This is a genomic window from Halomonas sp. AOP13-D3-9 (assembly GCF_052379125.1).
Classification (GTDB): Bacteria; Pseudomonadota; Gammaproteobacteria; order Pseudomonadales; family Halomonadaceae; genus Vreelandella.
The window spans coordinates 90,159-110,660 of sequence record NZ_JBQSYH010000008.1 but is presented as its reverse complement, the minus strand read 5'-3'; the positions used below and the strand labels follow the sequence as shown (position 1 = coordinate 110,660).

At 55.1% G+C, this 20,502-nt stretch carries 19 protein-coding genes; 10 read left to right on the top strand and 9 right to left on the bottom strand.

Annotated elements, in window-relative coordinates:
* Positions 1–5: 5 nt before the first annotated feature.
* Both ACT3UM_RS10575 and ACT3UM_RS10570 read right to left on the bottom strand, forming a co-directional pair.
* Positions 6–698 (bottom strand): GntR family transcriptional regulator, encoded by a 693-nt coding sequence (locus ACT3UM_RS10575; RefSeq protein WP_498898575.1) that lies wholly within the window; start codon positions 696–698, stop codon positions 6–8.
* Positions 699–1,196: 498 nt separating this feature from the next.
* Positions 1,197–2,819: a BCCT family transporter gene (locus ACT3UM_RS10570; RefSeq protein ID WP_498898573.1), complete on the bottom strand. Its 1,623-nt coding sequence runs from the start codon at positions 2,817–2,819 to the stop codon at positions 1,197–1,199.
* Between the two features lie 388 nt (positions 2,820–3,207).
* On the opposite strand from ACT3UM_RS10570, the gene ACT3UM_RS10565 reads away from it, so the two are divergent.
* Entirely contained in the window at positions 3,208–3,420 is a 213-nt protein-coding gene (locus tag ACT3UM_RS10565; protein ID WP_498898571.1) for a hypothetical protein, read from the top strand.
* A 579-nt stretch (positions 3,421–3,999) separates the two neighbouring features.
* On the opposite strand, the gene ACT3UM_RS10560 is transcribed toward ACT3UM_RS10565, so the two are convergent.
* Positions 4,000–4,680, bottom strand: coding sequence for a TVP38/TMEM64 family protein (locus tag ACT3UM_RS10560; protein ID WP_498898569.1), 681 nt, complete (start codon positions 4,678–4,680; stop codon positions 4,000–4,002).
* Positions 4,681–4,812: 132 nt separating this feature from the next.
* On the opposite strand from ACT3UM_RS10560, the gene ACT3UM_RS10555 reads away from it, so the two are divergent.
* From ACT3UM_RS10555 to ACT3UM_RS10515, 9 genes are all read left to right on the top strand, one after another.
* Positions 4,813–7,041, top strand: a complete 2,229-nt coding sequence (locus ACT3UM_RS10555) for a glycosyltransferase (protein ID WP_498898567.1) — start codon at positions 4,813–4,815, stop codon at positions 7,039–7,041.
* Between the two features lie 2 nt (positions 7,042–7,043).
* Positions 7,044–7,568: a cupin domain-containing protein gene (locus ACT3UM_RS10550; RefSeq protein WP_498898565.1), complete on the top strand. Its 525-nt coding sequence runs from the start codon at positions 7,044–7,046 to the stop codon at positions 7,566–7,568.
* Complete coding sequence (locus ACT3UM_RS10545) at positions 7,561–7,686, top strand: hypothetical protein (protein ID WP_498898563.1); 126 nt, start codon at positions 7,561–7,563, stop codon at positions 7,684–7,686. Before ACT3UM_RS10550 ends, ACT3UM_RS10545 begins: the two co-directional genes overlap by 8 nt.
* 203 nt (positions 7,687–7,889) lie before the next feature.
* Positions 7,890–9,305 carry a YfcC family protein gene (locus tag ACT3UM_RS10540; protein WP_498898561.1) on the top strand — a complete coding sequence of 472 codons (1,416 nt, stop codon included), beginning with the start codon at positions 7,890–7,892 and terminating at the stop codon, positions 9,303–9,305.
* Positions 9,302–10,060, top strand: a complete 759-nt coding sequence (locus ACT3UM_RS10535) for a FadR/GntR family transcriptional regulator (RefSeq protein ID WP_498898559.1) — start codon at positions 9,302–9,304, stop codon at positions 10,058–10,060. Before ACT3UM_RS10540 ends, ACT3UM_RS10535 begins: the two co-directional genes overlap by 4 nt.
* The gene (argE, locus tag ACT3UM_RS10530) at positions 10,051–11,232 is read left to right on the top strand and encodes an acetylornithine deacetylase (RefSeq protein WP_498898557.1); all 1,182 of its coding nucleotides are present in this window, start codon (positions 10,051–10,053) and stop codon (positions 11,230–11,232) included. The genes ACT3UM_RS10535 and argE overlap by 10 nt, the downstream gene beginning before the upstream one ends.
* Positions 11,233–11,379: 147 nt before the next feature.
* A complete protein-coding gene (locus tag ACT3UM_RS10525) occupies positions 11,380–11,673 on the top strand; it encodes a type II toxin-antitoxin system RelE/ParE family toxin (protein ID WP_498898555.1) in 294 nt (97 codons plus the stop codon).
* A gap of 14 nt (positions 11,674–11,687) precedes the next feature.
* Positions 11,688–12,008: a HigA family addiction module antitoxin gene (locus tag ACT3UM_RS10520; protein ID WP_498898553.1), complete on the top strand. Its 321-nt coding sequence runs from the start codon at positions 11,688–11,690 to the stop codon at positions 12,006–12,008.
* Between the two features lie 210 nt (positions 12,009–12,218).
* The gene (locus ACT3UM_RS10515; protein ID WP_498898551.1) at positions 12,219–13,652 is read left to right on the top strand and encodes an NAD-dependent succinate-semialdehyde dehydrogenase; all 1,434 of its coding nucleotides are present in this window, start codon (positions 12,219–12,221) and stop codon (positions 13,650–13,652) included.
* 132 nt (positions 13,653–13,784) lie between these two features.
* Here ACT3UM_RS10515 and ACT3UM_RS10510 read toward each other — a convergent pair whose 3' ends face one another.
* From ACT3UM_RS10510 to rnk, 6 genes are all read right to left on the bottom strand, one after another.
* Positions 13,785–14,018: an NAD(P)-dependent oxidoreductase gene (locus ACT3UM_RS10510; protein ID WP_498898549.1), complete on the bottom strand. Its 234-nt coding sequence runs from the start codon at positions 14,016–14,018 to the stop codon at positions 13,785–13,787.
* 102 nt (positions 14,019–14,120) lie between these two features.
* The gene (locus ACT3UM_RS10505) at positions 14,121–14,528 is read right to left on the bottom strand and encodes a hypothetical protein (RefSeq protein WP_498898547.1); all 408 of its coding nucleotides are present in this window, start codon (positions 14,526–14,528) and stop codon (positions 14,121–14,123) included.
* A gap of 119 nt (positions 14,529–14,647) precedes the next feature.
* Complete coding sequence (locus ACT3UM_RS10500) at positions 14,648–18,052, bottom strand: bifunctional diguanylate cyclase/phosphodiesterase (RefSeq protein WP_498898545.1); 3,405 nt, start codon at positions 18,050–18,052, stop codon at positions 14,648–14,650.
* 127 nt (positions 18,053–18,179) lie between these two features.
* A complete protein-coding gene (locus ACT3UM_RS10495; protein ID WP_498898543.1) occupies positions 18,180–18,866 on the bottom strand; it encodes a TonB-dependent receptor domain-containing protein in 687 nt (228 codons plus the stop codon).
* A gap of 129 nt (positions 18,867–18,995) precedes the next feature.
* Positions 18,996–19,850: a diguanylate cyclase domain-containing protein gene (locus tag ACT3UM_RS10490; protein WP_498898541.1), complete on the bottom strand. Its 855-nt coding sequence runs from the start codon at positions 19,848–19,850 to the stop codon at positions 18,996–18,998.
* A gap of 205 nt (positions 19,851–20,055) precedes the next feature.
* Positions 20,056–20,469, bottom strand: a complete 414-nt coding sequence (rnk, locus tag ACT3UM_RS10485) for a nucleoside diphosphate kinase regulator (protein WP_498898539.1) — start codon at positions 20,467–20,469, stop codon at positions 20,056–20,058.
* Positions 20,470–20,502 lie beyond the last annotated feature (33 nt).

Genomic DNA, 20,502 nt, shown 5'->3' with positions numbered 1-20,502 from the left:
CCTCTCTAACCGGAGGGGGTATTGGTGTGCGGGACGTGCAATGCCTGCGCAGCCAGCAAGTGGGCGCGCATTACATTCTCAGCCCATTCGGGACTGCCAGCAGCGATGGCCTCCAGAATCTCGCGATGGTGACGCATGCTTCGGCGAAGGTTGGCAAGGTCATAGTTGCCGAAGTTACGATGAATGACCGATGTGCGAACGACATTTTCGAGCAAGTTTGCTAAACGTTGGTTGTTGCTAGCGAGAATCAGCGTTCGGTGAAATTCGTGATTAAGTGACGCAATGCCGTTGCGTGCTTCGGCGTTTGTGTCGACCTGTTCGGTGAGCGATTCCATTTGAGTCGCTAGGGTTTCTAAAGACTTAAAGCATGACTTGCTTATCTGTGTGGAGGCTAAGCGAACCGCTAAGGGCTCTAGCACCAAACGTAATTCGAATACTTCGCGAGCATCTTTCGTTGTCCAAGCCACCACGCGTGAGCCACGATGGGGAATGGCTTCGAGCCAACCTTCCGACACTAGTTCCCGCAGTGCCTCGCGCACGGGAGTGCGACTGACGTTAAGCTCGCAGGCTACGCTTGTTTCACGAAGGTATTCGTTCGCCTGGTAATGGCCATTTAGAATCCGCTGCTTGATCACATCGTGGACTCTAGCCGTGGCGGTCTGAACCACTCTTGAAGTGTTTGTGGGGATAGCGTCCATCGATTTTGCGCCCAAAGTTGCATACAACTTGTAATGTAGACCACAATTTTAGCGCTAAATAATTAGACTTTAGTATTTTTTGTATGCAATAAGAGCTATGGATCGCCTCAGGTTTTGCAAACATCGAGGCTATATGTCCACGCTTCTGTGTCGGTTCTTTATTGGTATTGCAGATTATCAATGACAGACCGAACTTCCAGCAGTCTTTAGGACAAGCCTTGTGAAAGATGCCCTAACCTTCTCAGCGATCGTGAGCTTCCCTGTGTTCAAGCAACTGATTGAACAGCATCAATTTCTCGTTTAATAAACTTTGTAAAGAGGTTAAAAACGATTGCGATGCTTCGGAACTGATCGCTCGATAATTTTTCCATAACCACTTAGAAGCGAGACGCATTCACGACTGAGTAGTGTCCTAGGAAGCTGGCAACCAAAGATTCAAGCTAACGCTTATTGAAAACAAGGGCCTGCATTTCTTTGCAGGCCCTTGTGTTATGCCACCTAATCTTCCGGCTTCAGCTCTTCCTGCTTGGGTCGGCTGCCTACTCGCACTTCGCTGAGCTCCTCATGGGAGAGGCCGCGGTACAGTGCGAACATCATGATAAACACCAGAATAAACATCGGCAGGCCGACCACGGTGATTACCTCCTGCAGGGCAGTAAGCCCGGCATCGCCCGCCAGCACGATTAGCATGGCGGCCAGCATGCCCTCGGATACGCCCCAGAATACCCGTTGGTGCCAGGGGCCAGGGTCTGAGCTGCCGGTACACAGCATATCGACGACCAGCGAGGCGGAGTCTGAAGAGGTGGCAAAGAAGATGGCGACGATTACCACCGCTAAGCCCTGAATCAAGGTAGCCGCGGGGAAGTTGTCAAAAAACGCGAACATGGCAAGCGGAATGCTTTCAGCGACGGCAGCGGACAAAACACCTGCTTGATCGCCCATGGCTGCCCGGGCCTCTGGCCCAATCCCGTCAATTTCCATCGCCGACCAGCCGAAGATCGCAAACCAGATCAGCGTAAAGATGGAGGGGGCGAACAGCACACCCAAAACGAATTCGCGAATAGTCCGCCCGCGGGAAATCCGTGCGACAAAGATGCCGATGAACGGCGACCAGGTGACTGTCCAGGCCCAATAGAACACCGTCCAACTGCCTTGCCACCCCCAGGCGCCGCCTTCGCTTGAGTAGCGTGCCAGGGTGTCATTCCAGAACGCCATGGGCAGCAGGTTGGTGATGTAGAGGCCAAAGGTTTCAACAACCGCACGTAAAAGGAAAACGGTCGAACCGGTAAACAGTACAAATAACAGCAGGCCAACGGCCATGCCGATATTGATGTTCGAGAGCCGCTTAACGCCTGAATCCAGCCCCGCCACGATAGACCCCACGGCGACGGTGGTCAGAACGGCGATGATCAGCACTTTCGTTATCACCGCATCCGGAACACCAAACAATTCCGTTAGCCCGGCATTAATCTGCTGGGTGCCCAGGCCGATGGAAACCGCCACGCCAAACAGGGTGCCGAGAATGGCGAAGATATCTAAAGCTTTGCCGATAGGGCCGTAAATGCGCTCGCCTAATAGCGGAAAGAAAACCGAGCTGAAACGCATCGGCAGGTTGTAGCGATAGATAAAGTAAGCAAACGCCAGCCCCGGCATGGCGAAAATCGCCCAGGTATGCAGCCCCAGGTGATAAATCGAAAAGCTCATGGCATCGTCGGCGGCGGCGACAGTGAAGGGCTCCACATCCGGCCGCGGGGGAGCTGCGAAGTGGGAAATCGGCTCGGCCACGCCCCAGAACATCAATACCGTGCCGATACCGCCAGCAAACAGCATGGCAAACCAGGAAGCGTTGGTGTAGGCCGGTTTGGCATCATTGCCGCCCAGGCGAATCGCCCCGAACCGGCTGATCGCCACCCACAGCAGGAACGCCACCCAGCTGGTGACCCCGAAAATAAAAAACCAGCCAAGGTTAGTCACGATCCATTGCCGCCCCGCGCCGAAGGCTTCGCCTATTGGGCCCGGCGCAATCAACAGTGCCACTAAAAAAAGGATCATAATCCCGGCAGAGGTGAAAAATATGGTGGGATCCGTCTTGAGGCCCAGCTTTCGCGCAAGTGCATCCATCGTTACGTCTCTCTTTATTTTTACGATCTGTCTTTAAAACAACGTAGGAGTTATCTTCCGATTACGCCAAGCTGGGGGAAGCAAGTGGATGAAAATACCTGAAGAGCGACCTTTGTTAACAGGTGTTTAAGATGTTATGGGATGGTCGCGAACGGGCTTTAGGCAAGGCCAGACATATCGACGATAAAGGCAAGCTAGTGGGGCAAGTAGGCCCGGATGTGCTGTGCGGTCTCATCGTCTTTCCCTTCGACCAACCTCTTCCGTATCAACCAGAACATCCTTCCGGCCTAAATGCCGTTTACGTGATGAAGCTTAGTTTTTGGCTCTTATTGCACAAAACTCCGTATTAGCGAGCGCCCTTGCCAGGGCGCTCTGATCTACCCATACCATGAGTGATATTTGTTTTGCCGCACTACGTCAACAGGCCCTGGACGTGGTTGGCTACTATGGTCGAGCGGATATTATCTCGTTAACGGTGCACTGCTCGTCCCAGCCGCTATGGGCGTTAGCGGGGGTTAGGCTCAATAGCTACGCTTTTGTCATATTAGTTCGCATATCTGATCAATTTTCCACTAAAGCCAGCCTAGTACAGGCTGCTTAAGTGAACTGTGGCTTATCAGCCTTCCAGCTGTCGTGCCACCGTACAGAGCACTCGGTCATCCGCGGCATGCCCATGAACATTATTGGTGCCTTCTCGGCCTGCATAAGCGCTGTGACGTTTCACACGGCACCGATCCGCACATTGATCTCGCCATCAGGATGCCAATCTTTATGGGCATGAGTGATGCGCTATAGCTTGTTAGCGAGGCACCCAGTTAGAGTCGGTTTTACACAATAATATGCTCCATAGTAGATAGGTGCCCAAAGGCGCTTCTATGTTGGAGCGTTGTCGATAAGTCATTCGAGCAATAGACCCTGCTCTTAAGCTTCTTAATGCAGTGACCATCTGTTTCGTGATGGGCTCGAGTCTGTTTCAAGAACGGTATTTAATAACGGTAGTTAACACACGAAGAGGGTGTGTCGGAAACCCTAAGCGTTATCGAGGATGATAGCGCTATCTGCCACTAACTCCATGCCTGTTTGTCGAGCGTGGGCGTGCCGCCCAGGCTTAAGATCGACGTGATCAGTTTGCAGTCGCTAGCGGCAGCTAGTTTATTGTCGGCTGAGTAAAAGCAAATCGCTAGCGCGTACGCGATTTGCGCCGCGAGTAGTGACGCAGCACAAATAATAGCAAGATACCGAGCCCTAGACCGGCCAGCGACAGCATGACATCACGGGTGTTACTGGCGGTGACAAGATCGCCAAGCTGGCTGCCCAATAGCGTGACTGCGACTAGCCCTGGCAAAATGCCCAAGGTTGAGCCGATCATGTAATCGCGAAACTTGATGTGAAAGGCACCAGCCATCATATTAGTCAGAGTAAAAGGTGCCAATGGAAGCAGGTTAATCAGTGTCATTGCACGGATGCCACGTCGGGATAGGTAGTGCGAAAGCCCTTTCATGTGTTTGCCGCCATAGTTCATCAACGCCTCGCGCCCGAGGTAATGCCCTACAGCATACGACACTCCCGATGACGCCAGTGTCCCAAGCGTTGCATACACAAACCCCCACACCGGGCCGAAAAGCAAACCGGTGACCGCCACCAGAATGCTCAGCGGAAACATCACCAAAAGTGCGGCCACATAGACGGCCGTTACCAGCACGAACGCCCACGACGAATCTCGCCACTGAGGGAATGCGGCAACCCACGCACGAACACTCTCCACTGTCACCGTGTCATTGACCGTCAGCCATTGCCATAGCCCACCGAGTGCTAGCAGAACCGTTAACACACTTAGCACTATTGTAATGGAACGCGCCATCTGTCTTGTCTCCTGGTTACGCTAAATGTCGATTACGTACGTGGCGAATAAAAATAGTGGTGTCGACGTGCGTATCTGTTTGTGGCAGCTTATCGCCCTTATTGCTAACCGTATGTCTAGGAGACACGCCGAGTGCCCCGCCAGCGACTCATATCGTGGTTTTTTTATCTCAATCTTGCCCTCATTGCCGCACTGCTGGGTTACAAGGCTTACCTTAATTTTTTTGAACAAGATTTTGCCAGCGACCACGCCATCCAGGTCAACGCCATTGAGACGATGCTGGCTGAGCGTGAGGCGTATCGTTTTGCCGTGCTGGGCAACATTAACAACTCGGTGGGTATTTTTGAGCGCAAAATTATCCCTCGCCTCAATCGCGAGGGCTATGACTTTGTCATTTCGGCAGGTAATGCTGTCGCCAGCGGCGGCGAAGACAAATACCGTGCGCTGTTTGGCACCCTAAGTTACTTGGAAATGCCGTACCTGTTGACCTTCGGCCCCCACGAGGAGAGCCGACTCGGTGGCTTTCGTTTTTATGACCACTTCGGCCCCTATCACTTTAGTTTTGCCGCAGGAAAAAGCCGCTTCACCTTTCTCGACAGCACCGGCACCACCGATTTCGGCTGGCAAACGCGCTGGCTTAAGGAAGTGCTCGCCACAGCGCGTGAATCGAATCAGTTTCTATTCAGCGCCCATCCGCTCTACCCGGTGGATCGCTCAGGGCTTTTCGGTCTGGAAGATGACGATGACTACCACCTTGAGGACACCGCACGCCAAGCGTTCACTCGTCTGATCGAGCAGGCTGGGGTGGATGCGGTATTCTCCTCCCGGGTGCCATTGTTTGATCACCAACAGCACGGCAACACGGACTACATCGTCACCGGCGGCGCCGGTGGGCTAGTGCTCAATGATGACGAGAGCTATCATCATTTTGTCTCGGTCAGCGTCGACGGTGAGACTGTTCAGATCAGCGAACAGCGCTTGGATATCGGCCAACACCCGTTCTGGCGTACATTGGAGAGTTTTTGGTTTTTCATCTACTCACTGTTTTATGTCGGCTACCTGAATTTTATCTTGATCGTTTCTACGTTCATTGCTATCGCGCTCTGGCTCTACAACCGCATTTTTACCGAACAGGATTATTACCCCAATTTCGATATTGACCCGGACGCTGGCACTGGCACGCCTCTTCGGGTGGCCATGTTCACCAACAATTACTTGCCCTTTATTGGCGGCGTGCCGATCTCCATCGAGCGCTTAAAACGTGGCCTCACCGAGCTTAAAAACAGTGTGCTGATCGTCGCCCCGCGCTACCCCCAGCAATCCGACGAGGAAGTCGATGTGCTGCGACTGGCCCCGCTTTTGCCAATCGTTCGCCATAAAGAGTTTCGCTTGGCTAACATTTTCTCTTGGCGTTTGGTTAAGCGTGTACGCGCCTTTGCTCCGCAGGTGATTCATGTTCACCATCCTTTCTGGATGGGCCGCACCGGTCAGCTGTTGGGCCGTTTATTGAGGGTGCCCGTGGTTTACACCTATCACACGCGCTTGGAGCACTATGCTCATTATGTGCCGCTGCCAGGGCCGTTGTTTCGCAATTTGATTTCCCACACACTGGTCAAGCGCTTTGCCAACGGCTGCGATGCGGTGATTGTGCCCACAAGCTCCGCCGAAGAGTACCTGCGTATTATTGGGGTCAAACAACCGATCTTTGTTCAGCCGACGGGTATTGAATACGCACGTTTTGCCAGCGCTGACAGCGCTGTTCTCAATACGCTACGCCAACGCTACCGGCTGGAAGGCAAACGCGTGCTGGTGTCGATTTCACGCCTAAGTAAAGAAAAAAACATCGATTTTATGCTCGATGGTTTAGCGCTTTTACGCGATAGCAGTGAGCACGATTTTCACTTGCTACTCCTTGGCGAGGGGCATGACCGTGAGCGATTGCAGACGCGTATCGAAGCGTTAGGCCTTAGCAAGCACGTCACGCTGGTTGGCGCAGTCCCACCCGACGAAGTGGCTTGCTACTGTCATCTGGCCGAGCTTTTTGTCTTCGCATCGCGCTCGGAAACGCAGGGCATGGTAGTGCTAGAAGCCATGGCGGCGGGGCTGCCTGTGGTGGTGATTCGCTCAAGCGGCATTGAGGATATCGTCCAGCACGGTGTTAATGGCTACAAAACAGCGCCTGACCTTCAATCCTGGTGTCAACGTATCGATACCCTGCTCAACGATGACGCGCTTAAAGCGCGGATGAGCGGTCAGGCCTCAGGCTACGCTTTGGAGCAGAGCATTGAGCAATTTACCATGGCGATACTACGTGTGTACCGCTACGTGATTGAGGCACGACGTAAGAAGCGCGCTGAATAATCGTGCGAGTCACCAGTACATACGGCGTGCAGACCGGTGGTGATTTTTGCCTTCTTGATCAGTTGGTTACCGATCAGGGCGGCGGCCCTTGTACCCATGCGCATCCGGCCGATGAGGGTATGTACATCATCAGCGGGCACTGCACCTACCAAGCGGGTGGCCAGCAGATTTCGGCGGGCCCCGGCAGCTTTGTGGGTATTCCGCGCTTCGCCCAGCACTCGTTTGTGGTTGATGCGCCGGGCACTCAGTTGCTGAACTTCTACCTGCCTGCCGGTTTTGAGTTATTTGTGATGGGCTTCTCCCTGCCTGCGAAGGTCAATGCGCTACCGCCCCGCAGGCTGGTGGAGCAACTCTCGCGGGATTATGGACAGATCCCTATCCTGGGGCTTCCCGCCGCCGATCCCCCCAGCCCCAGCAATATGACCACCGAGGCGCTGCCCGAAGCGGCCGTACAACCGTTTGCTTCTAGCGTACATCAGGCCCCCGCCTACTGGTGGAATGGGGGGGGTATGGAGCGTGTTGGCTGATAACGCGGCAACGGATGGCAGCTATACGCTGTTTGAGCAGTGGCTACCCCGCGGTGCCGGGGCAGAGGCCCATGTGCAAGTTGCCGCCTCCAGGCTGGGTCGCGCCAATCGTCGATAAGGGCGTTAGTGAGCGGCTGATGGTCGACATCGGCTATCGGCTGGTCGCCGTGAAAGACATTAAGAGGATTTGACAGGAATCCACCACTTCGCATAATTTAGTATTTATTATAATAGTTAAAAATGCCGTGGGGATGACAGCGATCCCTTACATGGCTCTGAGCGCCCAGCACAACAACAGCAACCGCAAAAAAGGAGGTGCTCATGAAAGCACATAGCTCGGTAACGACTGCTCGTAAGCCTTGGTATCAACGTATTCCCCATCCCGCCATTCTCATCTTCTGCCTGATTTGCGTGGTCTGGGTATTAACGCTGATCATCCCCGCCGGTAGCTATGATCGCCATGATATCAATGGTCGCAGCGCGGTGATTCCTGGGACATTCCATCTTATTGATCAGTCGGCCCCATCCATACTTTCGATCTTTCATTCCATTCCGCTTGGCATGATTGGTGCCGCCAGCATCATCGTCATCGTTTTCATTGGTGGTGGCTTGTTCCGCGTGATGGAAGCCACCGGAGCACTGGAGAATCTGGTAGGCACCCTGGTAAAGCGGCTGGGGCACGAGCGTCCTTCCATCTTGATCTGGTTGATGACTTTCGTCTTCGGCGTCTTGGGTGTTGCGGTCGGCTATGAGAACAACATTGCGTTGATTCCGCTCGCCGTTCTGTTGGGGCTTGCCATGGGCGGAGACCGGCTGGTGGGCACGGCGATCGCCCTCGGTGGCGTTGGGATTGGCTTCGCGACTTCACCGATCAACGTTTATACCGTCGGCGTATCCGACCAAATCGCACAGTTGCCAATGTTCTCGGGTGCCGGTCTGAGAAGCGTGCTATGCCTATGCGCTCTGGCGCTTCTGGCCCATCACACCAGTCGCTACATGCAGCGTCTGCGTGAGGATTCGAGTGCGTCGTTGCTTGAAAGTGACGAACAAAAGGTGTCGCTTGACAAGCCAATCAGCGAGTATCGACTATCGGCTTCAGATCTAAGAGTCATCGGCACCTTTGTCGTTGGCCTTGGCATTATGCTCTACGGCGTTTTCGCCCATGGCTGGTACATCAACGAGATCTCCGGTGTTTTCATCGCCATGACGCTCGCTATCGGCGCGATGGCTAAACTCTCACCCACCGATATCAATCGTTACTTCTTTGAGGGCGCCGCTTCAGTTTGTACCGGCGCTTTGCTGGTTGGATTGGCACGCGCCCTCCAGGTACTGCTTGAGCAAGGAAGCATCGGCGACACCATCGTCCATGGTCTGGCCGAACCGCTAGCTGGGCTGCCGGTTTTGGTGTCAACGCTGGCGATGACATTGGTCCATTCGGTCATCAACGTCTTTATCCCCTCGGGTAGCGGGCAGGCTATGGCGACTATGCCCATCATGATTCCGCTGTCAGATCTGATCGGCATGACCCGCCAGACTGCGATTCTGGCATTCCAAGTTGGTGATGGTCTGACTAATTTGATAGTTCCCACTTCCGGTGGCACCTTGGCAATGCTGGCGATCGCTCGGGTACCTTATGACCGCTGGGTGCGCTTCTTCTTCCCTCTGCTGGTCAAGATATTTCTGCTCAGTTGGGGGTTTCTGGCGTTTGCGGTGATGATTGGTTGGGGGCCTGCATGAGCCAGAAGCGTTCAGATCAGATCGCCGAGGGGCTGCGGCAACGGATTCTGTCCGGTGAGCTGCCGCTCGGGGCCAGATTGGAGAACGAGTCCGCCCTTACTGAGCGTTTTTCAACCAGTAAGTGGACACTTCGTGAGGCGTTGAAGTCGCTCGAAACTCAGGGTTTGGTACGGGTAAAAAGCGGCCCCGGAGGAGGGGCCGGTGTCACCGAAGTCAGTGCCGACACGGCCAACGAGATGCTATGGAATTTCTGCTTTAGTCGTGATCTGTCGATTCCTGACATCTACGCACTTCGCAAGCTGCTGGAACCGGCACTGGCGCGCCAGGTAACACCGTTACTCAGCGAGGAAGAGTTGGCCCAGTTGACAGCCACCGCCGGGCGCTGCTGCAGCTATCGGCGCGACGGGCGCGGTGTCTCGGAGAGGGAAGATGAAATCAACTTCCATAATCTGCTCGCCGCGGCTTCGCCCAACCCGTTACTGCGCTTTCTGATCGAGTTTCTGAACGGCCTGCTGCTCAAGGTAGTGGTGGCCCAGCAGTACGACCCCGCCTTGACCGGCATTGATTTGAACTATTACGGCCACGATTATCATCTTGATCTAATTGAAGCCTTTCGCGCCCGCGACGCCGAGCGCGCCGCGCAGCTAATGTATGACCATATGGAGGCCGCCGAAGATTATATGGCTAAGGTAGCCGCTGTGGCCGAGTGCGGCCGTCCCTCCAATGACTCAAGTGAGGATCCACGATGCCCCTGACAACGCCCAACGCTTCCAGCATGCTTGATCGACTCGTGGGCTTTCCCACGGTGTCCCGCGATTCCAACTTAGCGCTTATCGAGTGGGTTGAGGCCTACTTAGATGAACACGGTGTACAGCACTGGCGCATCGATAGCGATGATGGCAGCAAGGCCAACCTGCTGGCGCGCATCGGCCCCGCTGTCGAAGGCGGCGTGGTGCTGTCGGGACACACCGATGTGGTGCCGGTGGACGGCCAGCCCTGGTCCAGTGATCCGTTCAAGCTGATTGATAAGGGCGATGGCCGCCTCTACGGCCGCGGTACCTGCGATATGAAGGGCTTTATCGCCTGCGCCTTGGCTGAGGTACCGCGCTGGGCTCAGCTGAACCTGCCAAAGCCTATATATTTAGCGCTCTCCTACGACGAGGAGATAGGCTGTGTGGGCGCGCCGCGGATGATCGAGCGTTTGATGGCCGACCATCCGCGCCCGGCAGCGGTGATTGTCGGTGAGCCCACCTCGATGGCACCAGTGGTGGCACAAAAAGGCGCCACCAACCTGCGCACCACCGTGACCGGCCAAGCCGCTCACTCTAGCCAGGTCAATCAGGGGGTTTCGGCGATCCATGTGGCTGCACGCCTAGTCACCAAGATCGAAGACGTTATGAGCGAGCTGAAGGCGGAGGGACGTGTGGATGAGGCCTTCAACGTGGTGCACTCCAGTCTTCACGTTGGCAAGATTGCTGGCGGGACGGCGACCAATATTATGGCCCGAGAGTGCAGTTTCGATTGGGAGATCCGGCACTTGCCTCAGGACAGCGTCGACGAGCTGTTAGGCCGTGTTACCGACTACGCCAGCCAACTCGAAGCCAAGATGCACCAGCGCGCCCCGCAAACCAGCATTGTCACCGAAACGCTGAATGCCACTGTCCCCGCGCTGGCCGACCGCGACAATGCCGAAGCGTTGACGCTATGCCAAGCGTTGCTCGGTGAGCAGGCAATAGGCGGTGCCGTGGCCTACGCCACTGAGGCTGGCCAGTTCCAGCGCGAAGGGCTGGCCACGGTGATCTGCGGCCCCGGCAGCATCAGCCAGGCCCACCAGCCCGATGAGTATATCGATATCGACCAGCTTGAAGCGGGCAGCCGTTTTATGCAGGCACTAGGTGAGGCGATGGTCGTATCTTCAGGAAAATGATCGCGTCCCGCGCATATATCTGGGTAGCGACCAGGATGTTGCCGGCTGCTACTCAGGCATCATGATTTCCGCCTCCCCCAGAACGTTTCTTGATGGCAACTATAGGTTGATGCACAATTGTGTTGTGCATATAATAAGTGGGGCACTATGGCTGTTGAATTCAGAGATGAGTGGCTCGAAGCCTTTTACGAAGATGATCAGAGCCACAAAAAGATACCCAATAACATCGAAGGGGCTTTGTTCAGGAAGCTTCAAATACTAGATGTGGCAACTGATCAATCGGATTTGAGACTGCCCCCAGGTAATCGGTTTGAACATCTTCAGGGCAATTTATCTGGATGGTGCTCAATCCGGATTAACAAGCAGTACCGGCTGATTTTTCGTTGGAGTGACGGTACTGCCCTGGATACATATCTAGATCCTCACGCGTATAGGGGCTAGAGGAGGTTGAGAAAATGAGGAATACAAAACGTCGTCCTGTGACGGTTGGTCAGATGTTGGTGACCGAGTTCCTGGATCCGATGAATATTGAAATCAACGAACTCGCTGAAGCAATGGGTGTGCACAGAAATACGCTTAGTCGGATAGCGCATGACAAAGGGGTGTTGACTGCTCCTATGGCGATCAAGCTCGCAGCGGCTTTGGGGAATACACCGGAGTTCTGGCTGAATATCCAACACGCTGTTGAGTTATGGGATGTTCGCCATAAAGCCTATGACCAAGCAGCAAAGAATGTGAGGCGGGTGAAACCTTTGGTACCCCTGAGGCAGGCTTGATAAGCACTCATGGCATCTATCAGGATTTTACCGACCCCAAAGAGGTGGAGGCTTGAGGGGGCGCTATATCCCCTGAGCCAGCACTAGGCGACAGCTTTCTGGTTGGATTCAGGCGAAAATAGCGTCATTTCTTGGTACAGGTAAAGTATCTTTCAGGACTGTTTGCTTGTACCACTACCGGCACTAACTACGATCACATTAGAGGTAATTATGTACCCAGACGTACAGCTTTTTATCAATGGCGAGTGGTGTAGTGCGATAGCCGGCAAGACGATACCAGTGATTAACCCGGCGACAGAAGAGACCATTGGCCATATCGCTCATGCTGAGAAGGATGATCTCGATTTGGCGATCAGCGCAGCAGAGCATGGCTTTAATACCTGGAAGGCAACCTCTCCATTTGAACGTAGCAAAGTGATGCGCCGAGCCGCGGAACTGTTACGCGAGCGTGCTGACCGGATTGCCATGATCATGACCACCGAGCAGGGCAAGCCGCTGGCGCAGGCGCGCCTTGAGACCCTGGGGGCCGCCGATACCATCGACTGGTTCGCTGAGGAAGCGCGACGCACCTATGGGCAAGTGATTCCTTCGCGTCAGGCGAATGTCCAGCAGTTGGCCGTCAAAATACCCGTTGGCCCGGTTGCGGCTTTTACACCTTGGAATTTCCCGATCAACCAAGTCGTTCGTAAGCTATCTGCTGCGCTGGCGGCAGGCTGCTCCATTATCGTCAAGGCACCGGAAGATACGCCTGCGGCCCCTGCCGAGCTGATCCGTGCCTATGCTGACGCTGGGGTGCCGGCAGGCGTCGTCAACCTCGTCTTTGGCGTACCCTCTGAGATTTCGGAGTATCTGATTGCGCATCCCTCCATTCGTAAAATCTCGTTCACTGGCTCAACCGCCGTCGGCAAGCATCTTGCGGCGTTAGCCGGTCAGCATATGAAAAAGGCAACGATGGAGCTCGGCGGTCACGCACCGGTTATCGTCTTTGAAGATGCCGATCTCGATGTTGCCGCTCAGCAGCTTGCTGTCGCCAAGTTCCGCAACGCTGGGCAGGTATGCATCGCGCCGACACGCTTTCTCATCCAGGAAAGCATCTACGAGAGATTTATTGATAAGTTCGTTGCCGCTGCTAGCGAAATCAACGTTGGCAATGGCCTCAATGAAAATACCACTATGGGGCCGATGGCCCACCAGCGAGGGCTTGAGTCGCTCGAACGTTTTGTAAACGACGCAATAGAGAAAGGCGCGAAGGTTCGTCTCGGTGGCAAGCGCCTTGAAGGTAAAGGTTTCTTCTTCGAGCCCACTGTTCTGTCAGAGGTTCCAATGGATGCCAACGCAATGAGCGAAGAGCCCTTTGGGCCTCTGGCACTGTTGGTACCTTTCTCGACCTATGAGCAGGCAGTTATGGAAGCTAACCGATTGCCCTATGGGCTTGCCGCCTACGCCTATACACGCTCGAACGCAACGGCGATGGCACTGGGGCGTGATATCGAAAGCGGTATGTTGACGATTAACCACATAGGCTTCGGCCTGCCTGAAACACCCTTTGGTGGTGTGAAAGACTCGGGTTACGGTACTGAAGGCGGCAGCGAGGCGATTAATGCGTATCTTGATACGCGCTTCATCTCACAAGCAGGGGCGTAACAACTTGCCCGCGCATTTCCATAAGGGGAGGGCGCGGGTATTTTCTTTTCTGCTCACAGCTGCTTGCCGGGATTGAATTGTCCCTGTAGGGCAGTGTCGCCTTGATGCGTTCCATCATGGCAGGGCGCAGGCTCAATATCCAAGAGCCGGATTGACCACGTAGTCCAACGTATCGCCGCGACGATGCCGTTGGATATTTTCACACACGACAGGGATACATGCTTCTATCCGCGTAATGCATGCAATGTGTGGCGTCAGAATAATGTGCGGGTCGCTCCAAAAGGGGTGTTTTTCGGGTAGTGGTTCCGGGCCGGTGGCATCAATGATAACACTGCGCAACTTTCCGGAATTAAGTGCTGCGATCAATGCGCTGTGAACCAGGGGCTACAACGCCAACACTATAAAATCATTCTTTTTTTGCAGTATTTTATTTTTCGGCGCTCTAAGTTCCCAATGGTTCGGACAGTTTCATGATGCAATAGCGCCGTAGTGGCACATCTCCTCAAAGTTGGGCCGGGATTTTATGCCATTGAAGTCCAGACCTAAGTAAGAAGAAAAGCGTTCCAGCAGGTGCGCGTTGGCGTTGCGGGTTCTCCAGCGAGCGATAGAAATCACCCGCCGTCTATCGCCGGATTGATGCTGTCGATCCTCAAGCTTGAGCAAGTTCAGCGCGGTCATGGACGCGTTGAAATGGAAGTGCAAGGCCTTTTCCTTGCGTGCCTGACAGTCGTTGAGGCCCAGAAACTGCTTGGCATCGCGAAACAAAAACTCAATCTGAAAACGCGCCTTGAGGGTGACAGCCTCTTCCGTTGTTTCTAATTCAGTGGCCGAATCCGGCTCGAAAAACGACTCTTTCTCAGGTATCAGTTCCCACATCTCATTCTGGTGAAGCCAGATTGGATCGGCATTCTCCTTGATGAACTTTCAAAATTCGAGACCAAGGGGCGGACTCTGACTCTATTGATTCGAAATCGCGCGACTCCGCCTAGCCCTGCCTAGAGGGTGACCGAAGTAGGTAGCAGGCCGGGCAGGGCCATGACTGCTGCTAATGGCATAGGCTTTGCAAAATAGAAACCTTGCAGTAGGTCGCAGTGTCGGCGTACTAAGTCTTGTTGCTGTTCCCACTCCTCGATGCCCTCGGCGACGACGGTAAGGCCTAGGTGGTGGGCCATGGTGATAATGCCCTGCACAATGGCGGCATTGTTGCGGTTGGTGATGATGTCCTGGATAAAGGCCCGATCCAGTTTCACCTTATGGATAGGGAGGTCGCGCAGGTAGCTAAGGCTGGAGAAGCCGGTGCCAAAGTCGTCCAGAGCGGTCTGTACCCCCATCTCCTTAAACGCCTTGATGAGCTCGATGACGGGCTCGACCCCGTGGAGGAGCACGCTCTCGGTGACTTCCAACTCCAGCCATTCCGGCGGCAGGCTGGCATCGTTTAGTGCTTCCTGAAGGTCCTCTAGGAAGCCATAGCGTCGGAACTGCAGCGAGGAGATGTTCACCGCAACGGGCACGACCGGCCCCTTTTGGGCACGCATGGTGGCGGCGTCCTGGCAGGCTCGCCGCAGGATCCAGCGCCCCAGGGGGATGATCTGCCCCGTCTGTTCGGCCAGTGGAATGAACACGCCAGGCGAGATGATTCCCCGCTCAGGGTGGTGCCAGCGGATCAGCGCCTCTAGCCCATGGATATGTCCGCTCACAGCCTCGACGATGGGCTGGTAATAAAGCTCGAACTGGCCTTCTTCCAGCGCCGTATGGAGGTCGTGGCGCAGCAGAACCGACTCTTCGGTAAGTCGCTGCTGGTCGCCTTGATACCAGTTCCAGGTATTACGCCCCGATTGTTTGGCGGCGGCCACGGCTAAGTCGGCACGCTGCATCAGTTCATAAGCGTATAGTGTGCTTTCGCCATTGCAGGCAATCCCGATGCTGGCGCTGATATGCAGCGGCTTGCTGTCGATCACGAAGGGAATGGCGAAGGTGTTCAGCATCCGTTCCGCCATATCGATTCCGGTTTGTTGACTGTCAATGCCCGTGAGTAGCAAAGCGAACTCGTCCCCGCCCAGGCGTGAGAGGGTCGCGTCGCTCTCCACGACCTGACGCAATCGCTCGCTCACCGCTACCAACAGCTGGTTGCCGATGTGGTAACCCAGGCCGTCATTGACGGCCCTGAAGCCATCCAAATCCAGCAGCATCACCACGAGCATTGCGTACGCTTTGCTGCCTTGTTCAAAGGCTGCCTGCAGACGCGCATTAAATTCGCTGCGGTTAGGTAAGTCGGTCAACAGATCATGGGTTGTTTGATGGGCGAGAAGCGCCTCCTGGGAGCGCTGTTGGCTGATATCTTGCTGGATACCGATATAGTGAGTGCAGTGCCCCTCGACGTCGAAGACTGGGCTCAGTGAGAGGTGGTTCCAGAAAGGTGAGCCATCCTTGCGGTAGTTGAGTAGGGTCATTTCAGCGGGCTTGTGCGCCTTGAGTGCCCAGCGAATATGCTCAATCGATTGAAGGTCAGTATCGGGGCCCCTTAGAAAGCGGCAGTTGTGACCTAAGGTCTCCTCAGCCGTGTAGCCCGTAATTTGGTAGAAGGCATCGTTGGCATACACAAGCGGCGTGTCAGGCTGCCTGGCGTCGGCCATGACCAGCCCATTGGGAGTCGCCTGGACCCCGCGTTCGAGTAAACGCAGTTCAGCAATGACCTGGCTATTTTCGATGGCGACGGTGGCACTCGATGACAGGGCCTCAATGAACCCAACGCGGTTGTCTTCACGTGTGGCAGGCTGATCAATAAGCAGTGGCAGCCAGGCGACCATGGCGCCAAGCGGCTGTCCATCGCGGTTAAGCAGGGGGGTGGCTACACACAGTGTGCCCTCCACTTCCTCCATCTCGGTACGCCTGTTGGCAAACGCACTGGCGATTAAACCACCGTCTTCAGGCTTCACCTTGATGGGAGGACTTTCTCCACCCGTCGAGACGTTGCCATACGTGCAGGAGCGCGCCAGTGTCCCTTGAGGCGTCAGCTGGTAAATGGCACCTCCGTTGGCTCGGGTGGCATCGGTGACGGTAGTCAATATCTTGTCGAGCACACTGTCGACATCCCGCTCCCGGCTCAGCGCCACACTGGTCGCGAGGAAGTTGACCAGGGTGCGCTGTAGCTGAGTGGTGGCATGGGCAAGCTGGTCAATTTCGCTGATATGAGAGCGTACCAGGGTACGCTCGGTAAAGTCGAAGGCTTCAATGGCGCGGGTATGGCGGGCGATGCGTTGCAGCGAGACGATTGGGTGACGAGCCAATAGGAGAGCAATCAGCACCGCAAAGGCGAAAATCAGTAGCGCTACCAGCACCTGTTTTCCCAATAAGCGGTCGGCGTTGAGGAAAAGCTCATCTTGAGGTATTGCCAGCAGGGCGGAGAGCTCCAGCGACCCAATGGGTGACAGCGGGATACGCACCAGATACCACCCATTGTCGTCATACCTGATGGTGGGGTGGCCGTCGCTACGTAGGTCGAGCCTGTAGGCTTCTTTCAAGGGTTCTGACGCCAGCTCATTCAGCTCCGCCAGACGAAAACGCTCACTCCCCTCCGGGATTAGCATTTGCAATGCCTCGTGGTGCGCTACCACGGTACCCTCGCTGTCAACGATGGCAATCTGACCTGATTCAGTGACACGAAGGCTGCTGAGGTGTTCGATGAGTTGCTCGAACTCAATATCGAGACCGACAACCGTGTTGATGTCGACGCTGCGCCTAGCCATGGTAACGCCCGGCACCTGCGTCGTGAAGAACAAATAGGGAGCCGTCAGGATCGTTGTGGAGGTCTCGCGAGCGGCATGATACCAAAGCCTTTCAAGCGCGTTGAAAACGTAGTCGGGAAGTTCGCGCGTTTCGATCAGCTCATCTTCGGGCCCAAAGAAGTGGTAACGACCGCGGACTTGGTTGAGGGGCAACGGCTCAATGGTTTGGATCATGAAGTCGGCGGTGGGGGGCGCAGAAAAGTGACTCGCGACCTCTGCTCTATGCAGCGAACGGAACAAGACAAAACTGCCATTGCCGTACGCCGCGTAGATCGCCTGTAACATGGGGTTGCCGGCCAGCACCTCTCTCGCCAAAGGGAGCAGGTTCAGCTGTGCCTGGTAGGAACGGGCACTACTGAAATCACTGTAGGCGAGCAGGCGCAACTGGTTGTCAGCGGGCTCGAAGATGCGGCCGATATGCTCCTCAAGCAGGGAGGCAATTTGTGCAATGGTGTCATCCGTGGCCGCCGTCACCGACTGCTGAGTGCTACGATAGCTACTGATGCCTAGCGCAGCGACCACGATACCTACCAAAAGGGTGATGGCGATTGCAACTGCGGCGAGTAGGGGAATTCGTAGACTAGCGTGCTCAGAACTTCGGAACCGTTTGGGCATGGGGCAGCTCGATGACATCAATGTTGATAACATACTTTATACACACGTTACCGCCATTCGCTAACGTTTCTTCAGGCATTTTAGGTGGCCAGCGTGCCAAAACAGTGCTACGGCCAGTGTGGGCGTCCTACCCTAGGTAAGGCGCATTGCTTCCAGGAACAAGCGTTTTTTGTCCCCAAACACGGTATAGATGCTTGGCGCGGCCACACCCATGGCGTTGGTAAAAATACTGATTGAGGTTATCTTGGCAATCCATGTGGTGCACTCCAGCCCTCACGATGAGGGCTCCAAATCGGCCCAGAAGGTGCCTTCCAGCATCGACTAACCAGTAATCAGGCAGTGGGCCGGTGCTACCGTTCTCGGTCTCTTGGGCGGTGTTGGCTGCATCGGCGAAGCTTTTATCCACGTAGCGGGCGCCGATATTGCCGAACCAGCGACCCTGTTCCCAGCGAGCCAATAGGTTGAGCAGGTGATTCGGTGCGTTGGGAACCACGTTGCCGGCCAGCTCCCCACTGCGCTGCTCAGTATCGAGCCAAGTCCAGGTGCCTTCGAGGCTGAAGGGCAGGGAGTGCGGCGCCCAGGCCAAGCGCGTTTCGATCCCTTGATAGCGGGTTTCTCCGAGGTTCTTTAGACTGTTATCCGGCTGCTTGACGACCTGGTCTTCATAGTTAATCAAAAAGCCGGTGGCCTCTGCTTGCCAGGGGCCGGACTGGTAACGCGCCCCAAACAGCCCTTGCTGGCAACCGGCCGTTGGCCGATCAAGTGAATTGGCTGCGTGAGCAGGGCATGCGTGGGGCAGGGCCAGGATGGCCAAAAGCTGGTGGGGTGAGCGGAGTATCCGAGAGCGCTATGCGATGGTCGCAGCGCTAGACGCGGGGGATGTTTTGGGGCTACAAGGTGTCGTACAGCGCCACTTAACAGCGTGGCAAGAGCGCGTCGCACACTAACGACTGCGCCTTTTGATCTGATACATATGGCTGTCTGCACGGCTTAGAAGAGTATCGGCGTCACTCCCATCGTCTGGATAACAGGCCACACCGATACTGCAGGTGGGCATGTGTACCTCGCCGAACTCAGCGCCTAGCGGCTGGTTGATGACCGTGAGAATTTGCTCCACCTTTTCAGCCACGGCAGTTGATGACTGAATGTCGGTTAATAGCACCGTGAACTCATCACCGCCCATGCGGGCTACCGTGTCCGTTTCGCGCACGCAGCCTTCCAGTCGGCTGGCTACCGTGCAGAGCAGGCGGTCACCCACTGCGTGACCATGAGCATCATTAATGGCTTTGAAGCCATTAATATCCAGAAATAGCAACGCTAGGCTGTTCTGGTGACGGTGGGCCGCGTTCAGTCCTGACGCCAGCCGATCATAAAAGAGCGCTCGGTTGGTCAGTTTGGTCAGAGGGTCGTGATGGGCGAGGAAGCGTAACTCCTCCTCGGCTTGCATCAGGGCGGTAACGTTGCGTGCAACACCTACCCGCACTTCCTCTTCCTCGTACCAGCGGGCCGACCACAGGATATGTACGGTGCCTCCGTCTTTACGAATATAGCGGTTGCGGAAATCCACGTGGGGCGTTCCGTCCATCACTCGGGTAATAGAGTCCTGCGTGGCTGCTAAGTCGTCAGGGTGCATGTAGTGAGTGATCAGGGTGCCGATCAACTCGTTGGGCAGGTAACCGAGTAGCGACTCACAGGCATCACTCACAAAAATGATCTGGTTGTCTTTATCGACCACGAAGACAGTGTCCAGCATCAGGTGAATTAGTTTGGGGTAGAGCGCTTGTAGGTCAACGGCCATAGGCTGGATTCATCCGGTTAGCATTCTTCGACTATAGAGCAAACGGGAAGAAGGCGATAATAATTCTATAAACGTTGGGGAACACTGCATAAAGCCTGCTGGCCAGAGGCCTTGCAGGTGGCTTGATGGTCAATTTTGCGATTTGATTGAGCCTAACTCAGACGTCTTAAGCGAGATGGGGCTTATAAACGTTATTTGCCAGCGCCTAACGATGGAACTGCTTTTCGCGTTCGGGCTGCCAATAAATGGCATCGATGCGGAGCCGGGCTTCGGTATTGTTGGGTAACGGCCATTCGATGATGTCGCCCACTTTGAGGCCGATCAATGCCGCGCCAATGGGCGCCATGATGGAAATGCCGTCCGCTACGCTTTCCAGGGAGTGCGGGTAGACCAGGGTTCGAATCATCTTAAGCCCGCGGGTGAGGTCGGTGAAGCGAACCTGGCTATTCATGCTGACCACGTCATCCGGGATATCCTCCGGGTCGCAGACTTCACCTCGCGATAACTCTTCCTCGAGTAGCTGAGCCACGGCCATATCTTTATCGGATGCAGTGTCGATCAAGCGCTGGAGGCGCTCGGCATCAAGACGGTTAATAATAATAGCAGGACGTTGTCCCATGATTACTCTCCTTGGAAAGCAATAAGTTTAAAC

What these genes read in the sequence shown, in the direction of transcription:
- ACT3UM_RS10575 (WP_498898575.1), bottom strand. Translation starts at nt 698, where the DNA reads ATGGACGCTATCCCCACAAACACTTCAAGAGTGGTTCAGACCGCCACG.
- ACT3UM_RS10570 (WP_498898573.1), bottom strand. Translation starts at nt 2,819, where the DNA reads ATGGATGCACTTGCGCGAAAGCTGGGCCTCAAGACGGATCCCACCATA.
- ACT3UM_RS10565 (WP_498898571.1), top strand. Translation starts at nt 3,208, where the DNA reads ATGAGTGATATTTGTTTTGCCGCACTACGTCAACAGGCCCTGGACGTG.
- ACT3UM_RS10560 (WP_498898569.1), bottom strand. Translation starts at nt 4,680, where the DNA reads ATGGCGCGTTCCATTACAATAGTGCTAAGTGTGTTAACGGTTCTGCTA.
- ACT3UM_RS10540 (WP_498898561.1), top strand. Translation starts at nt 7,890, where the DNA reads ATGAAAGCACATAGCTCGGTAACGACTGCTCGTAAGCCTTGGTATCAA.
- ACT3UM_RS10535 (WP_498898559.1), top strand. Translation starts at nt 9,302, where the DNA reads ATGAGCCAGAAGCGTTCAGATCAGATCGCCGAGGGGCTGCGGCAACGG.
- argE (WP_498898557.1), top strand. Translation starts at nt 10,051, where the DNA reads ATGCCCCTGACAACGCCCAACGCTTCCAGCATGCTTGATCGACTCGTG.
- ACT3UM_RS10525 (WP_498898555.1), top strand. Translation starts at nt 11,380, where the DNA reads ATGGCTGTTGAATTCAGAGATGAGTGGCTCGAAGCCTTTTACGAAGAT.
- ACT3UM_RS10520 (WP_498898553.1), top strand. Translation starts at nt 11,688, where the DNA reads ATGAGGAATACAAAACGTCGTCCTGTGACGGTTGGTCAGATGTTGGTG.
- ACT3UM_RS10515 (WP_498898551.1), top strand. Translation starts at nt 12,219, where the DNA reads ATGTACCCAGACGTACAGCTTTTTATCAATGGCGAGTGGTGTAGTGCG.
- ACT3UM_RS10505 (WP_498898547.1), bottom strand. Translation starts at nt 14,528, where the DNA reads ATGTGGGAACTGATACCTGAGAAAGAGTCGTTTTTCGAGCCGGATTCG.
- ACT3UM_RS10500 (WP_498898545.1), bottom strand. Translation starts at nt 18,052, where the DNA reads ATGCCCAAACGGTTCCGAAGTTCTGAGCACGCTAGTCTACGAATTCCC.
- ACT3UM_RS10490 (WP_498898541.1), bottom strand. Translation starts at nt 19,850, where the DNA reads ATGGCCGTTGACCTACAAGCGCTCTACCCCAAACTAATTCACCTGATG.
- rnk (WP_498898539.1), bottom strand. Translation starts at nt 20,469, where the DNA reads ATGGGACAACGTCCTGCTATTATTATTAACCGTCTTGATGCCGAGCGC.